This window comes from Nocardioides sp. (assembly GCF_036493135.1).
GTDB lineage: Bacteria > Actinomycetota > Actinomycetes > Propionibacteriales > Nocardioidaceae > Nocardioides.
In genome coordinates this window covers 88,803-103,180 of the sequence record NZ_DASXQG010000072.1, presented here as the reverse complement: position 1 = coordinate 103,180, position 14,378 = coordinate 88,803, and the positions used below count along the sequence as shown (strand labels likewise).

Below are 14,378 nucleotides of genomic sequence, written 5' to 3'. Positions count from 1 at the left end.
CGCCTCCTCAGGCGAACCAGATGGTGCGGAACCCATGCCCGAAGCTCGCCAGGTTCAGCGTGCCCTTGCTGGGCGTAAGACCCTTCACGTTGCTGGCGTAGCCGTCGATGAGAGCGTTGAAGTACGGGATGATGTAGCCGCCGAGGTCGTACTCGTACTTCTGCATCTGGTGCTGGATGTCGATGCGCTTGTTGCTGTCCGTCTCGGCCAGGGCCTGCTTGTAGAGGGACTCGAAGTCCGACCCCGAGCCGGACTTGGGGGGCCAGTGCGTCTCGTTGTACGGCGAGTTCGGCAGCGAGCCCTGCTGCACCTGGTTGAGGTAACCGCGGGTTCCCCAGAAGTCCACCGAGAACGCCAGCTTGAGGTAGGAGTCGCCGTAGTAGTTCGGGTCGTTCTTGACCGTCACGTTGACCCCGGCGGCCTTGGCCTGCGAGGCGAACACACTGGCGAGCGGGACCATGCCGGACGCGCCGTTGGTGGTGTGCAGGTCGACGCTGAGCCCTTCCTTGCCCGCCTGCTTGAGCAGCGACTTGGCCTGTTCGATGTCCTGCTCGCGCTGGGGGAGGTCGGAGTTGTAGCCCTCGTCGAACGGCGAGTAGAGGTCGTTCGCGATCTGGCCGAAGCCGTTCCCGACCTGCTCGAGAATGGCCTTCCGGTCGATGATCAGCCGGAACGCCTGACGCACCTTGGGGTCGTCGAACGGCGGCATGTCGATCGCCATGCACAGCGGGATCCAGCCGCCGGTCTGGGAGTTCAGGACTCCGATGCCGGACGCCTTCGAGGCATCCACCTGCCCGGCCGGGATGTCGGTCATCGCGTCGATCTGACCGCCCTTGAGCGCGTTGAGCTGGGCGGTGGAGTCGTTGAAGTCGGTGATCGTCACCGTGTCGAACCACGGCGACCCGTCACCGCGCCAGTAGTTCGGGTTGCGCTCGTGGACGCTCTCCTGGCCGGGCGTGAAGCTCTTCAGCTTGTAGCAGCCGGTGCCGACCTGCGTCGAGGCGTCGCCCGAGAACTTCTCGTAGCCCACCGGAACCATGCCGAACGTGTAGCTGGCCAACGTCTGCGGGACCGTCGAGTCGGCGGTCAGCAGCGGCAGCTGGACGGTGTGCTTGTCGACCTTCTTCAGGTTCTTGATGTCCATCGTCGCGGTCGCGGCGAACCCGGTCAGGCCGTTCTTCTGGGTGCCGATGCGCTGCAGCGAGTAGATGACGTCGTCGGCGGTGAACGGCTTGCCGTTCTGGAACTCGATACCGTCGCGGATCTTGATCGTGTACTGCGTCGGGTTGTCGGCCTCGACGCTCTCGGCGAGCCCGTCGGTCTGCAGCTGGTAGTTGTCGTCGAAGACCAGCAGGGTCTCGAACGCGGTCATCAGCCGGGCCTGGTCGGGCTTGGTGACGATGTTCTGCCCGTCCATCATGTCCTTCGAGCCGCCACCGGTGACACCGAGGCGGAAGTTGCCGCCCTGCTTGGGGGTCCCGGCCCCGCCACTGGTCTCGGTCCCACCCGAGGGGGCCGGTGAGTTGCCACCGCAGGCCGCCAACGTGCTCGCGGCGACGACCCCTGCGGCGCCCATCACGAGTCCTCGCCGCGACGGGATCCAGAGACCGCCCTCCGGCTCGGACACCTGCCAGCGCTTCTCGCCTGATCCGGTCATCTGCGACGCCCTCTCGCCCGCCGGTCGTCCTGTAGCTGTCACCGATGTCGGTGCCAAGGCGTTCCGGGTGTTCGTATGATGAATGCACGGTTCACATCCGTGTCAAGCGCCACACCCGGAAATGAGCCCCCCAAACGATAGTGGGGCCGAAAGTCCCGGGATTTGGGCATGGAAGGTGCGCCATGAGCAACAACATCCCCGTCCCGGACCTCGACACGTTCCGTGAGCCGCAGCGTCAGTTCGAGCATGTCGAGGTCCCGGCCACGGCCCCGAAGCCCTGGCCGCGCGACGAGCGGCCGCTGGTCACCCGCATCGTCGGTGGGGGGCGCGAGTGGGATGTCGAGGAGTTCCTCACGGTCACGTCGTCGACCTCCTGCGTGGTCGTCGTCGACGGGGTCCTCGTGCACGAGTGGTACGCCGACGGCGTCGTCGCCGAGGCTCGGCTGCTCGGCAACTCGGCGACCAAGTCCGCCCTGGCGCTGCTCACCGGAGTCGCGGTCTCCCGTGGCCTGCTGCCCGACCTCGACCTGCCGGTCCGCGACCTCGTCCCGGAGCTCTCGGGCAGCGGGTACGACGCGGTGACCGTCCGCCAGGTCCTCACCATGACCACGGGCGTGGGTTGGGTCGAGGACTACCACGACCCCGACAGTGCCGCGTCGCGCATGATCGGGCGCTGGCGCGAGGGTCTCGGCGGGATCCGTGAGCTGCTGGGCGACATCCCGGCCGGTGACCCCCCGGGCACCCGCTACGCCTACTGCAGCCCCGACTCCATGGTGCTCGACTGGGTACGCGAACGGGCCACCGGTCAGGTGTACCCCGAGGCCCTGGCCGAGCTGTGGCGTTCCGTCGGCGCGGAGCAACCCGCCGTGGTCGGACTCGACGGACCGGCTCAGGCCGGCGGCGTCGCCATGGCCGCAGCCGCGCTCGCCGTCACGTCGCGGGACTGGGCCCGGATCGGCTGGCTGCAGGTGGACGGCAGCTGGGACGGAGCTCAGCTGGTCGACGAGTCTTGGGTGGCGGCGAGCAGCCGTCCGGAGCGCTCGTTCCTGGAGCCCGGCCGCCTGCCGAGCACCATCACCACGCACGCCGGGTTCGGCTACCACTGGTGGCCCACCACCCCCGATGGGTCCTGCGTGATGGCCGATGGGATGCGCGGTCAGTTTGTCTACGTCGATCGACCGCGCCGTACCGTCGTCGTCAAGACCTCCGCGTGGCCCTACGCCGACGCCTGGTGGGACCGCCAGTGCCGCGACCTGTGCTACCTCGGACTCCCCGCCATCGCGGAGTCGGCGGCACGCAGATGAACGGTCGCCGTCCTCCATGCCACGATGTGCCCGTGGTCATGGACGAGGACGTCGCGGAGCTGGGACCTGAGACGGGTCTCCCGTCGCGGGTGCAGTCCGTGGACCGGGCACTCCGGCTGCTCGAGGTGGTCGCTGCGACGGCGCCCCGCGGCGAGACGGTCGCCACGCTCGCCGGTCGCTGCGGCCTCAACCGCGCCACCGCCTGGCGGCTGCTCGGGACGCTCGAGGCACACAGCCTGGTCGAGCGAGACCCGGCGACGAACCGCTACCGGATCGGTCTGGCGATGATCCGGATGTCGGCCTCAGCCGGGTACGACGGACTCGTGCGCCGGACGCGGCACATCCTCGAGAGCGTCTCGGAGAAGACCGGCGAGACCGCCGACCTCGCGGTCGCCGGCCGGCACGGCGTCACCTACGTCGGCGAGGTCGCCCCGCCCTCGGTGATGGCCATCAACTGGGTGGCGCGCGAGGTGCCGCTGCACGCCACCTCCACGGGCAAGGCGTTCCTGGCGTGGCTCCCCGCCGACGAGGCCCGCCGCATGCTCGACGACCCGCTCCCGCGGTACACCGACACCACGCTGACCGATCCCGACGACCTGATGAAGGAGCTCGCCGCCACCCGCGAGCGCGGGTACGCCGAGTGCGCCGGCGAGCTGGAGCCGGCGTTGTACGGCGTCTCGGCCCCGATCCTCAACAGGGACGGTCGGCCGCTCGGGGTCTTCAGCATCTGGGGGCCGGTCGCCCGGGTCCCCGTGTCGCGTTTCGCCGAGCTGGGCCCGCTGGTGGTCGGAGCCGCGGCAGAGGTCCGCTCGGCCCTCCTGGACTGATCACGACAAGCCCGCAGAGGGTGTCGAACGACCGTTCAACTTGACCGGCTCGGGCTCTTGACAAGCGGGGTTCACGGCTAGGACCGTTTCACATGATGCGAACCACGTTCGCATCATGCACTTCCGACGCCGAACCAGGAGACGCTCATGCCGGCACGCAAGGTCATCATCACGTGCGCAGTGACCGGGGCGGCGCACACGCCGACCATGTCGCCGAACCTTCCGTACACCGTGGAAGACGTCGTCAACCAGTCGGTCGCCGCCGTCGAGGCCGGCGCCGCCATCATCCATCTCCATGCCCGAGACCCCCGCGACGGCCGGCCCACTGCGGAGCCCGCGGTCTTCCTCGACTACCTCAAGGGCATCAAGCACTCCACGGACGCGGTCGTGTCGATCACCAGCGGAGGCGGCACCGGGATGTCGGTCGAGGACCGGCTGCGCGTCATCTACGAGACCAACCCCGAGCTGTGCACGCTCAACCTCGGCACCTTCAACTACGGCAGCTTCCCGATGATCGCGAAGTACGCCGGCGCCTGGAAGTTCGACTGGGAGGAGCCGTACCTCGAGAGCACCCGCACCGAGCCGTTCGTGAGCACGTTCGCCGACATCGAGCACATGCTCACCGACGTCCGCACGCAGACCGGTTCGCGGTTCGAGTACGAGGCCTACGACGTCGGCCACCTGTACACGCTGGCGTACTACCTCGACGCCGGCCTGGTGGAGCCTCCGATCTTCCTGCAGACGATCATGGGCGTGATGGGCGGGATCGGCGCCAGCGTCGAGCATCTCGCCCACATGAGGTCGACCGCGGACCGTCTGCTCGGGGATGCTTACGAGTGGTCCGTGCTGGGCGCCGGTCGCCACCAGTTCGAGATGATCACCGCCTCGGCGGTGATGGGGTCCCACGTCCGTGTCGGTCTCGAGGACGGCCTCTTCATCGGGCGGGGTCAGCTCGCCGAGTCGAACGCCGAGCAGGTCGCGAAGATCAGGCGGATCCTCACCGAGCTCTCGATCGAGATCGCCACGCCCGACGAGGCGCGCCAGATCCTCGGGCTCAAGGGCTTGGACCAGGTCGGCTGGTGAGCCGGCGCGGCCGCCCCCAGCCGGACGCGGTCCGGACGGTCACGGTCGTCGGTACCGGCGTCATCGGCGGTGGGTGGGCGGCCCACTTCCTGCGGCGCGGGTACGACGTCGTCGCCTGGGACCCCGGTCCCGACGCACGCACCCGGCTCGCCGGGCTGCTGGACACCGCGTGGCCGTCGCTGGAGCGCCTCGGGCTCTGCGACGGCGCGAGCCGCGATCGGCTGCGCTGGGCGGACACGCTCGAGGATGCGCTCGTCGACTGCGACTTCGTCCAGGAGTCCTCGCCGGAGGTGCTCGAGAAGAAGATCGCCCTGCTCTCGGAGATCGACCGGCTGACCGGCCCGGAGGTCGTGGTCGCCTCGAGCACGTCGGGCCTGTTGATGACCGACATGGCAGCGGAGTGCCGACACCCCGGCCGCTTCCTGGTCGGTCACCCGTTCAACCCGCCGTACCTGATCCCGCTGGTCGAGGTCGTCGGGGGCCGCAAGACCGACCTCGAGGTGGTGACCTGGGCCGAGGCCTTCTACACGGTCGCCGGCAAGACCTCGCTCACGATGGAGCAGGAGGTGCCGGGCTTCGTCGGCAACCGGCTCCAAGAAGCGCTGTGGCGCGAGGCCCTGCACATGATCGACTCGGGACAGGCGACGGTGCAGCAGATCGACGACTCCATCGCCTACGGTCCCGGGCTGCGGTGGGCGATCATGGGCCCGATGCTCACCTTCCACCTCGCCGGAGGTCCCGGCGGAATGGGGCACATGCTCGACCACTTCGGCCCCGCGCTGCTCGAGCCATGGACGCGGCTCGAGGCCCCGGAGCTGACCACCGAGCTGCGCGACCGCGTGGTCGCGGGCGCCGTGACGGCGGCCAACGGCCACACCGTCGCCGAGCTCGAGCAGAAGCGCGACGCGTTCCTGGTCGACCTCCTGCTGCTGCTGGAGCGGCACCGTGGCGATGGCTGAGCCGGCCGTCGAGGCCGAAGACGGGGCGCCGTTCACGGCGTACCGGGAACCGGTACGCCGGGAGTGGCTGGACTACAACGGTCACCTGAACGACGCTAGCTACGCCCTCGTGTTCAGCGCCGCCCACGAGCTCGTGCTCGAACACCTCGGCCTGAGTGCGGCCTACCGGGAGAGCCACCAAGCGTCGATGTTCACCGTCGAGACCCACATCCGCTTCCTGGCGGAGTGCTCGGACGGCCAGACGCTGACCGCTTCGACGATCCTCGTGGACGCCGACGACAAGCGGCTGCGCCTGTACAGCGAGCTGTACGCCGACGGCGTGCTCGCCGCGACCGGCGAAAGTCTCTACGTCCACGTGGACACGACCGCCGGCCGCAGCGCCGTCCTGCCGGACGACCGCCGGACGCGCGTCGAGGCGATGCGCGAGGCCCACGCCGAGCAGCCGCGCCCACCGCATCTCGGCCTCGGGGTGGGGTCGCGGCCGTGAACGACCGGATCACCACGCCGTACGAGGGCCGGCCGGCGGTCTGGGACGACGACGCAGTCATCGACGCGCCCCTGCGCCTGCACCACACCACCGCGCCGCCGGAGTGGATGGACTACAACGACCACATGAGCGAGTCCTGCTTCCTGCTCGCGTTCGGGGACAATGCCGACGCCTTCTTCCGGTTTCTCGGCATCGACGAGGCCTACCGGGCGGCCGGGCACTCGCTGTACACCTCCGAGACGCATCTCCACCACCGACTCGAGGTCGCGCTCGGCGAGCCCCTCGTGATGACCCTGCAGGTCCTCGACCACGACGATCGTCGGCTGCACCTCTTCCACGAGATGCGCCACGGCGAGTCCGACGTACTGATCGCCTCCGCCGAGCAGCTGCTCGTTCACGTCGACACCGAGGCCGGCCGGTCGGCCGACCTGCCGGAGCAGCTGCGGACGCGGCTCGACGCGATCGCCGCGGCCCATGCCGCACTGCCCCGCCCCGACGTGGTCGGCCGGCCGATGGGCATCAGACGCCGGCACGGGCAGGACGGACAGGACGGATAGGACGGATAGGAGTGGTCATGGACTTCGGTCTCGACGACGAGCAGCGGGCGATCGTCGACACGGTGCGCACGTTCGTCACCCGGGAGCTGTATCCCCATGAGGAGGAGGTGGAGCGGACCAACGAGGTTTCCCAGGAGCTGGCGGCCCAGATCCGAAAGCGCGCGATCGAGGCCGGACTCCATGCCGCGAACATGCCCGCCGAGCTCGGCGGCGGCGGCCTGGACGCCGTGGGCATGACCCTGGCGGAGCGCGAGCTCGGCAAGACCAGCTATGCGCTCCAGTGGCTCGTGGCCAGACCCAGCAACATCCTCCAGGCGTGCGAGGGCGACCAACGCGATCGCTATCTGATGCCGGCCATCAAGGGTGAGCGCTACGACTGTCTCGCGATGAGCGAGCCCGGCGCGGGATCCGATGTCCGGTCGATGACGACGCGGGCGGTGCGCGACGGGGACGACTACGTCATCGACGGCACCAAGCACTTCATCAGCCACGCCGACAAGTCCGACTTCGTGATCCTGTTCGCCTCGACCGGCAGCGATGAGGTGCGCGGGCGCAAGGTCAACCTGATCACCGGCTTCCTGGTCGACCTCGACTCCCCCGGCCTCACCGTCGTGCCGGGACCGCACAGCGTCTCGCACCGCGGCTACCACCACAGCGAGCTGGTCTTCGAGAGCTGCCGGGTGCCGGTGGCCAATCGGCTCGGCGAGGAGGGTCACGGCTTCGACCTGATGGGCGAGTGGCTCGGGGCGAGCCGGCTGACGGTCGCAGCCACCAGCGTCGGCCGTGCCCGCCGCGTGCTCGACATGACGATCCGGTGGGCGGCGGACCGGCAGCAGTTCGGGCAGCCGATCGGGAAGTTCCAAGGTGTCTCCTTCCAGCTCGCAGACATGGTCACCGAGCTGGAGGCCGCCGACCTGCTGACGCTGCGCGCCGCGTGGAAGCTGGACCACGGCACGATGACCGACCAGGACGCCGCGATGGCCAAGGTGTTCGCCTCGGAGACGCTGGGCCGGATCACCGACCGTGCCCTGCAGATCCATGGGGGGATGGGCCTGATGGAGGAGCTGCCGATCGAGCGGTTCTGGCGCGACGCACGGGTCGAGCGCATCTGGGACGGGACGAGCGAGATCCAGCGGCACATCATCGGTCGCTCGCTGCTGCGCCCGTTGGACGCCTGAGTGGACGTGCCTGACACCGCGCGGCTGCAACGCCTGCTGAACCCGCGGAGCCTGGCCGCGATCGGCGGTCGTCCCGCCGAGGTCGCCGTCGAGCAGTGCCGGGCGATCGGGTACGCCGGTGACGTCTGGCCCGTCAACCCCACACGCCGGCAGCTGGGCGGCGTCCCCTGCCTCCCCGACCTCTCGCAGCTGCCCGGCGTACCGGACGCGGCGTTCGTGGCGGTGAACCGGGAGCGCACGATCGAGGTCGTCGCCGAGCTCGCGCGGCTCGGCGTCGGCGGTGTCGTCTGCCATGCGTCGGGGTACGCCGAGGACGGCGACGAGGGTGCGCGGCTGCAGAGCGAGCTGGTCGCGGCCGCCGGAGAGATGGCTCTGGTCGGGCCCAACTGTCTGGGCTTCGTCAACTACCTGGACGGCGCAGCGTTGTGGCCCGAGCAGCAGGGCGGCAAACGGGTCGAGTCCGGTGTCGCGCTGATCGCCCAGAGCGGCAACATCGCCGAGAACCTCACCATGCAGCGCCGGTCTCTCCCGGTGGCGGCCCTGATCACCATCGGCAACAGTGCCGTGACCGGTGTGGTCGACCTGATCGACGCGATGCTGGCCGATCCGCGGATCACCGCGATCGGGTTGTGCCTCGAGGAGATCCCGGAGGTCGCGGACTTCTCCCGGGTGGCGCTCGAGGCGCTCCGCCGCGCGGTGCCCATCGTGGCGCTCAAGTCCGGCGCATCGAGTCTCGGCGCCCAGGTGACACTCAGCCACACCAGCGCGCTCGCCGACTCCGACGTACTCGTCGACGCGCTCCTCGGTCGCCTCGGAGTGGCTCGCGTGCATGACGTCGAGACGTTCCTGGAGACGCTGAAGCTGCTCCACGTGCACGGCGCACGGCCGGGCACGTCGATCGCGTCAGCCAGCTGCTCGGGCGGCGAGGCCGCCCTCCTGGCCGACCTCGCTCACCGGACCGGACTCACCCTGCCCGAACTGCCGCCGCACACCCGGCAGGGACTGCACGCCGTACTCGGCGAGCGGGTCGCGGTGCGCAACCCGCTCGACTACCACACCTACATCTGGGGTGACCTCGCGCGGCTCACCGAGTGCTTCACGGCCCTGCTCGATGCCCGCGTCGACCAGCACCTGCTGATGCTCGACTTCCCGCGCGGCGACCGTTGCGACGTCGGCGAGTTCGAGACGACCGTCGCGGCGTGGGAGGCGGCGCAGCAGAAGACCGGGGCGCGCGCGTGCATCGTCTCCTCGCTTCCGGAGTCGATGCCGGAGGACGTCGCCCAGCGGCTGCTCGACGCCGGCATCGCGCCGATGCAGGGCCTCGTCAGCTGCCTGGCCGCGATCGAGCTGGCCGCGCAGATCGGCGTCGCGCAGACAGCGGTCGACGAGATCCTCCCGCTGCCCACGGCGGGACCGCTGCCGACGCAGACGGTCGAGCAGTGGGACGAGGTCAGGGCCAAGAACGTGCTCGCTGCCTACGGGCTCCCGGTGCCCGCCTCCGCCGTGGTCGTCGATGCCGCGGACCTGCCCGCTGTGGCTGCCGAACTCGGGTTCCCGCTCGTGCTCAAGGCGGTCGCGGACGGTCTCGCCCACAAGTCCGACGTCGGTGGCGTCGCGATCGGCCTCGACTCGGAGGGCGCCGTACGCCGTGCTGCCGAGGAGATGTCGGGGATCGCCGAGCGGTACCTGGTCGAGAAGATGGTCGACGGGGTGGTCCTCGAGCTGATCGTCGGCGTGCAGCGCGATCCCCGCCTGGGCCTGGCACTCACGGTGGGGGCCGGCGGCGTGCTGGTCGAGCTCGTCGCCGACACCGCCACCCTGCTCCTCCCGGCCACCCGCCTCGAGATCCGGGCGGCGCTCAGGGGTCTTCGAGTCGGTCCGGTCCTCGAGGGCTTCCGCGGAAGGCCCGCCGACCTCGAGTCCGTCGTGTCCGCGGTCGAGGCGGTCGCGGCGTTCGCCGTCGACCACGCAGACCGCCTCGTGGAGCTCGAGGTGAACCCCCTGCTGGTGCTCGCCTCCGGCGCGATGGCGGTCGACGCCCTGATCCGCTTGGCTGAACCCGACGGGTGACGAGGAGGACGACGTGGAAGCGGTGCGCACCGAGGTCGTGGACGACATCCTCGTGGTCACGCTCGACCGGCCCCGGGCGAATGCGATCGATGTGGCGACCAGCCGTGCGTTGTACGACGCGTTCGCGCGGCTCGAGTCGGATCCGGCACTACGCGTCGGGATCGTGACCGGCGCCGGGGAACGATTCTTCTCCGCAGGCTGGGACCTGAAGGCGGCCGCCGCCGGCGAGGCCGTCGACGCCGACCACGGGCCTGGTGGGTTCGCGGGCCTGACCGAGCTCTTCGACCGCACCACACCGGTGATCGCGGCCGTCAACGGTCTGGCGCTGGGCGGCGGACTGGAGCTGGCCCTCGCCGCCGACCTCATGGTGCTGGCCGAGCACGCCGAGCTCGCGCTCCCGGAGGTGCGGGTCGGGGTCGTGGCCGACTCCGGCGGGCTGCTGCGTCTCCCGCGCCGCCTTCCGGACGCCGTCGCCCGCGAGCTGTTGCTGACAGGTCGCCGGATGGCGGCCGACGAAGCGGCACGGTGGGGACTGGCCAACCGCGTCGTGCCGGGTGCCGAGCTGATGACGGCCGCCCTCGACCTCGCGCGCGCGATCAGCACCGGAGCTCCGCTGGCCGTGGCGGCGATCCAGGAGGTGCTGGCCACCACCGCCGGCCTCGACCTGCGCGAGGCCTTCGCACGCCTGCGCTCGGGCGAGCTCACGGCGTACACCCGGATGCTCGGTTCGGAGGATGCGGTCGAGGGTCCCCGTGCCTTCGCCGAGAAGCGGCCGCCGGAGTGGCAGGGTCGCTGAGGCACGCGCTGACCCGCCAGAAGGGAACGCTCCAGCACGCCGACCCGCCAGAAGGAGACGAGCCGTTCTGACGGGTCAGCGCCGGTGGGGCGCCCGTTTCTGACGGGTCAGCGCCGGTGGGGCGCGCGTTTCTGACGGGTCAGCGCTGGTCGGTCTCCCCGGTGCGCACGACGATCACTCCGGCGAGGAGCAGCACACCACCGAGCAGCTGGATCTCGCTGGGCAGCTGTCCGAGCAGCAGCCAGGCGAAGACCACGCTGAAGAGGACCTCGAGCAGCGCCACGAACGACGCCAGTCGCGCCCCGAGTGCCCGGGTGGCGAGGATCCCCGAGACGTAGGCGACTCCGGCGGTGACGACGCCGAGGGCCAGCAGGGGCAGCCACCAGGGGACGGCCACGTCGTTGTACGTCGCGTCCGCGGTGCCGACACTCAGGTCGGCCAGCCCGACCAGACCGGCCAGGCCCAGGGCGATCGAGCCGACGACGAGCCCACCGGTGGCGAGCACGATCGGAGGCAGACCGTTGTCCTCGCTCGAGGAGACCACGAAGAAGAACGCGCACCCGACCATGCCGCCGAGTGCCCAGAGCACGCCGAGACCGTCGACCGAACCGACGGAGAAGACGTCGAGCACCAGGAGCAGCCCGGCGATCGCGACGGCCGCTCCGGCGACGGTCAGTCGGGAGGGCGTCTGGCGGTGACGCGCCCAGAGCCAGCCGACCACGGCGACCGGCGCGACGTACTCGATCAGGATGGCGATCGCGACGGGAAGACGGTCGATCGCGTTGAAGTAGGCGAACTGGACGCCGGCACCCGCCACCAGACCGAACGTCAGCAGGAACCCGGCATTCGCGCGCAGCAGGTACCACCGACCGCGCAGGGCGAGCACGGCCGGAGCCAGCAGGGCGAGCGCACCGACCGCGAGTCGGCAGAGCACCAGCGCGCCAGGCGACCAGCCTGCGTCCAGGAGGCCGGCCGCGAGCCCTCCGGACAGCCCGAAGGACGCCGCGGCCAGCACCGCGAACGCGAGCCCGACCCGCGCACGGCGGCCGGCCACGACCCGAGTGTCATGAGTCAACGTCGCCATGACACGTGACATTACGACCGGCTCGTGTAATCTGTCAACATGGTTTTCACCCATGACACGGAGGCTGCGTTGCTGGCGGCCGTCGCGTTGGTGAACTCCGCCGAGGAGCCCGACACGCTGACCACCGTCGACGAGCTCGCCGGCTTCCTCGACGAGCACGAGTTCACCGGGACGCGGACCGGCGACGCCGCCGAGCTGGCCGCGGTCCGGGCGCTCCGTCCGCGGCTGCGCGAGGTGATGACGCGCGACCGCGACACGGCCGCGGGTCTCGTCAACGACCTGCTCGGCGAGGAGCACGCCCTCCCCCAGCTCGTCCGGCACGGCGGTCACGACTGGCACATCCACGCGGTCGCGCCGGATGCCCCACTCGCGACCCGGATGGCCGTCGAGGCGGCGATGGCGATGATCGACGTGATCCGCGGCGACGAGATGTCGCGCCTCGACATCTGTGCTGACCCGGACTGCGAGGGCATCGTCCTGGACCTCTCGCGGAACCGGTCGCGCAGGTTCTGCAGCACCACCTGCACGAACCGCGCCGCGGTCGCCGCCTACCGCGCCCGGCAGCGCTGAGACCGTGCGCATCGCGGTGGTCGGCGCCTCCGGGAAGACCGGCCGGGCGATCACGACGTCCCTCGCGTCGCGGGGCGCGGTCGTGGTGCCCGTCGGACGCCGGGAGTGGCCCGCGCTGGCGGTCTCCCTCGCCGGCTGCGACGCGGTGAGCATCGTGGCGCCGAACCTGCACCCCGACGAGCCGCCCCTCGTGGGCGAGGTGCTGGCGGCCGCGGAGTCGGCGGGCGTGGCCCGGGTCGTCTACCACTCGGTCGCCGCGGCGTTCGCCCCGGCGATGCCGCACCACCTCGGCAAGGCTCGCGCCGAGGACGTCGTACGCCGATCGTCGTTCGCCTGGACGATCCTCCAGCCCTGTGCCTACGTGCAGAACCTCGTCCCCGCGCTTCGGGCGGGCACGCCGTACCTCGAGGTGCCGTACGACGTGGACCGGCCGTTCGGACTGGTAGACCTCGACGACGTCGCCGAGGCGACGGCGGGGGTGCTGTTGGACGACGGCCATGCGGGTGCGACGTACGAGCTGGGCGGGCCGGACCTGGTCTCGGTGTCCGACGTCGCCCTGGCGGCCAGCGCGGTGCTCGGGCGGCCGGTCGTGGCCCGGCGGCAGGATCCGACGGACTGGGCGACCGGTCCGGGCGCCGCGCTCGAGCCGCGTGAGCGCGAGTGGCTGACGGCGATGTTCGGCTACTACGACCGGCACGGTCTGCCGGCCGGCGGTCGCGTGCTGCGTGGCCTGCTGGGTGGTCGCTCGACGTCCCTCGCCGAGACGCTCACGCGGGAGCTGACCGGCTCCGACTGAGCTTCCGGTCACGAGTCGTCCGGAATCCTCGCTAGCGTGGCGTCCATGGCTATCGCACGTTTCCCGACGGTCGTCCTCGACTGCCCCGACCCGAAGATCCTTGCCGAGTTCTACGGCGCGATGCTCGACTGGAAGGTCGAGGTGCCCGACGAGGGGTGGGCCCATGTCCGCGCCGACTACGGGGACTCGATCGGCTTCCAGAAGGTCGACGCGTACACACCACCGCAGTGGCCGGGACAGGACGGCCCCCAGCAGATGCACATCGACGTGGTGGTCGAGGACCTCGACGCAGGTGAGGCTGCCGTCCTCGAGCTGGGCGCGACCAGGCACGAGCACCAGCCGGGTACGACGTTCCGGGTCTTCCTCGACCCGGCCGGCCATCCCTTCTGCCTCTGCGTGGACTGAGCGTCCTGCCGATGACGACCACCGAAGCCGCTGGCGCGCTGACCGTTCGAGCGCTGACACCGGAGACCTGGGACGCGTTCGCCGACCTCCTCGAGCGACACAACGGCGTGTTCGGCGGCTGCTGGTGCACGTGGTTCCAGACCCTGCCCTCAGAGAAGACCTTCGACGCGGAGAGCAACCGCGAGCTCAAGGAGCGGCTCGTCCGCGAGGGCAAGGCCCATGCCGCGCTGGTCTTCGACGGCGAGGTCGCGGTCGCGTGGTGCGAGTACGGCAGCTGCGCGGAGCTGCCGAACATCTACCACCGCAAGCAGTACGACGAGGAGGCCGACCTCCACCCCGACTACCGCATCACCTGCCTCTTCGTCGGCAAGGGATATCGCCGCAGTGGTGTTTCGGCGCTCGCCCTGCGCGGAGCGGTCGACCTGATCGCGCGGGCCGGCGGCGGCGTCGTCGAGGGCTATCCGCACGACACCCAGGGCAAGAAGCAGTCCGTGCTCTACAACGGCACCCGCAGCCTCTTCGAGCGCGAGGGCTTCGAGTTCGTGCGCCCCAAGGGCCAGAAGAACACCGTGATGCGGAGGACCGTCACCGCGGCCCGATGACCG

General features: G+C 70.4%; 15 protein-coding genes. 13 read left to right on the top strand and 2 right to left on the bottom strand.

The window, feature by feature from the left end:
- Nucleotides 1-7: 7 nt before the first annotated feature.
- Complete coding sequence (locus VGJ24_RS14125) at nt 8-1,657, bottom strand: ABC transporter substrate-binding protein (protein WP_331501265.1); 1,650 nt, start codon at nt 1,655-1,657, stop codon at nt 8-10.
- A 182-nt stretch (nt 1,658-1,839) separates the two neighbouring features.
- Between VGJ24_RS14125 and VGJ24_RS14120 the strand changes: the two genes are divergently transcribed.
- The 9 genes from VGJ24_RS14120 (at nt 1,840) to VGJ24_RS14080 (ending at nt 10,918) form a co-directional block, all read left to right on the top strand.
- Nucleotides 1,840-2,961, top strand: a complete 1,122-nt coding sequence (locus VGJ24_RS14120; RefSeq protein ID WP_331501264.1) for a serine hydrolase — start codon at nt 1,840-1,842, stop codon at nt 2,959-2,961.
- Nucleotides 2,962-2,999: 38 nt separating this feature from the next.
- The gene (locus VGJ24_RS14115) at nt 3,000-3,788 is read left to right on the top strand and encodes an IclR family transcriptional regulator (RefSeq protein WP_331501318.1); all 789 of its coding nucleotides are present in this window, start codon (nt 3,000-3,002) and stop codon (nt 3,786-3,788) included.
- A 147-nt stretch (nt 3,789-3,935) separates the two neighbouring features.
- A complete protein-coding gene (locus VGJ24_RS14110; protein ID WP_331501263.1) occupies nt 3,936-4,871 on the top strand; it encodes a 3-keto-5-aminohexanoate cleavage protein in 936 nt (311 codons plus the stop codon).
- Nucleotides 4,868-5,830, top strand: coding sequence for a 3-hydroxyacyl-CoA dehydrogenase NAD-binding domain-containing protein (locus VGJ24_RS14105; protein WP_331501262.1), 963 nt, complete (start codon nt 4,868-4,870; stop codon nt 5,828-5,830). Before VGJ24_RS14110 ends, VGJ24_RS14105 begins: the two co-directional genes overlap by 4 nt.
- On the top strand, nt 5,823-6,317 hold the full coding sequence (locus VGJ24_RS14100) for a thioesterase family protein (protein ID WP_331501261.1): 495 nt from the start codon (nt 5,823-5,825) through the stop codon (nt 6,315-6,317). The genes VGJ24_RS14105 and VGJ24_RS14100 overlap by 8 nt, the downstream gene beginning before the upstream one ends.
- Nucleotides 6,314-6,874, top strand: a complete 561-nt coding sequence (locus VGJ24_RS14095; RefSeq protein ID WP_331501260.1) for a thioesterase family protein — start codon at nt 6,314-6,316, stop codon at nt 6,872-6,874. Before VGJ24_RS14100 ends, VGJ24_RS14095 begins: the two co-directional genes overlap by 4 nt.
- A gap of 17 nt (nt 6,875-6,891) precedes the next feature.
- Nucleotides 6,892-8,052 carry an acyl-CoA dehydrogenase family protein gene (locus VGJ24_RS14090; protein WP_331501259.1) on the top strand — a complete coding sequence of 387 codons (1,161 nt, stop codon included), beginning with the start codon at nt 6,892-6,894 and terminating at the stop codon, nt 8,050-8,052.
- Nucleotides 8,053-10,122 carry an acetate--CoA ligase family protein gene (locus tag VGJ24_RS14085; RefSeq protein WP_331501258.1) on the top strand — a complete coding sequence of 690 codons (2,070 nt, stop codon included), beginning with the start codon at nt 8,053-8,055 and terminating at the stop codon, nt 10,120-10,122.
- Nucleotides 10,123-10,135: 13 nt separating this feature from the next.
- Nucleotides 10,136-10,918, top strand: a complete 783-nt coding sequence (locus VGJ24_RS14080) for an enoyl-CoA hydratase-related protein (protein WP_331501257.1) — start codon at nt 10,136-10,138, stop codon at nt 10,916-10,918.
- A gap of 139 nt (nt 10,919-11,057) precedes the next feature.
- On the opposite strand, the gene VGJ24_RS14075 is transcribed toward VGJ24_RS14080, so the two are convergent.
- Nucleotides 11,058-11,972: a DMT family transporter gene (locus VGJ24_RS14075; RefSeq protein ID WP_331501256.1), complete on the bottom strand. Its 915-nt coding sequence runs from the start codon at nt 11,970-11,972 to the stop codon at nt 11,058-11,060.
- 69 nt (nt 11,973-12,041) lie between these two features.
- Here VGJ24_RS14075 and VGJ24_RS14070 point away from each other — a divergent pair, with 69 nt between their 5' ends.
- From VGJ24_RS14070 to VGJ24_RS14055, 4 genes are read left to right on the top strand one after another with little or no spacing between them, the layout of a single operon-like run.
- Nucleotides 12,042-12,572, top strand: a complete 531-nt coding sequence (locus VGJ24_RS14070) for a CGNR zinc finger domain-containing protein (RefSeq protein WP_331501255.1) — start codon at nt 12,042-12,044, stop codon at nt 12,570-12,572.
- 4 nt (nt 12,573-12,576) lie between these two features.
- A complete protein-coding gene (locus VGJ24_RS14065) occupies nt 12,577-13,368 on the top strand; it encodes an SDR family oxidoreductase (protein WP_331501254.1) in 792 nt (263 codons plus the stop codon).
- 45 nt (nt 13,369-13,413) lie between these two features.
- Complete coding sequence (locus VGJ24_RS14060) at nt 13,414-13,773, top strand: VOC family protein (RefSeq protein WP_331501253.1); 360 nt, start codon at nt 13,414-13,416, stop codon at nt 13,771-13,773.
- An 11-nt stretch (nt 13,774-13,784) separates the two neighbouring features.
- A complete protein-coding gene (locus VGJ24_RS14055; RefSeq protein WP_331501252.1) occupies nt 13,785-14,375 on the top strand; it encodes a GNAT family N-acetyltransferase in 591 nt (196 codons plus the stop codon).
- The last annotated feature ends 3 nt before the right edge of the window (nt 14,376-14,378 follow it).